At 59.2% G+C, this 1,048-nt stretch carries 2 protein-coding genes; both read left to right on the top strand.

Going from position 1 to position 1,048, the window contains the following annotated elements:
• Positions 1-81 precede the first annotated feature (81 nt).
• Positions 82-474 carry a transposase gene (locus AC1DYO_RS32115; protein WP_244571574.1) on the top strand — a complete coding sequence of 131 codons (393 nt, stop codon included), beginning with the start codon at positions 82-84 and terminating at the stop codon, positions 472-474.
• Positions 458-1,033, top strand: coding sequence for an IS630 family transposase (locus AC1DYO_RS32110; RefSeq protein WP_244571575.1), 576 nt, complete (start codon positions 458-460; stop codon positions 1,031-1,033). Before AC1DYO_RS32115 ends, AC1DYO_RS32110 begins: the two co-directional genes overlap by 17 nt.
• Positions 1,034-1,048: the final 15 nt, after the last annotated feature.

Raw genomic sequence — 1,048 nt, 5'->3', positions numbered from 1 at the left:
CTAAAGCGTGTCGCGATTTAAGGGATTCAGGATTCCCCTTGATTTGAGTTCGTGATTCATTGCGGTTGAAAGGAGACCGCGATGGGCAAGCCGCTACCGCTTGAGTTGCGTCGGCGTGTTGTTGCGTATGTCGATGAGGGACATGGTCACCGCGATGCTGCACGCCATTTCCGCGTTTCGCCTCGCTTTGTGAACAATCTGATCAATCTGCGCCGGCAGACCGGTTCGCTTGAAGCCCGCCGGCAGGGCCATGTTGGGGGCGGAAAGCTTGAGCCGTATGCCGAGTTTGTCCGCTTGCGGTTGGCCGAGACCGGCGAACTGACGCTGGATGAGCTTTGCGTCGAACTGGAGGAGCGCGGGGTGAGCGTGCACCGCTCCAACGTCGGGCGCCTGCTCCAACGCCTGGGGCTCAGTCATAAAAAAAACTCTACAGGCCAGCGAGCAGCAGAGGGCCGACGTGCGCCAGGCGCGTGAACTATGGATGGGGCGGCGAAAGCGCTTCTTCAACAAGGCTTTGACGCGGTTGATCTTCATCGATGAGACGTCGACCAACACCAAGCTGACCAAACGCACAGGCTGGGCGCCGAAGGGCAAGCGCTTCAGGACGCATGCACCATTCGGCAAATGGCAGACGCAGACCTTTATCGCCGGGTTGCGATGCCACGGTCTTGTCGCGCCATGGATCGTCAACGCGCCGATGAATGCCGCCATCTTCGAACGCTACGTCGAAACGCAGCTCGCTCCCGAACTGTCGCCCGGCGATGTCGTCATTCTCGACAATGTCGGCTTCCACAAGAACGAGCGCGCCGCGCAACTGGTTCGCCAAAGGGGCGCCTGGCTCCTGTTCCTGCCGCCATACTCGCCCGACCTCAACCCGATCGAGATGGCCTATTCAAAACTCAAGGCGAGGCTGCGAAAGAAGGCGGCCAGAAGCTTCGATGCACTCTGCGAGGCTCTCGGCGATATCTGCCATCTGTTCGAGCCAACCGAATGCAGAAACTTCTTCAAAGCGGCCGGATATGAGGCCGATTAATCGCAACACGCTTTA

The organism is Mesorhizobium sp. P2_F5 (genome assembly GCF_056403715.1).
The sequence above is the reverse complement of the archived record's forward strand: the minus strand, read 5'-3'. Positions and strand labels throughout refer to the sequence as shown.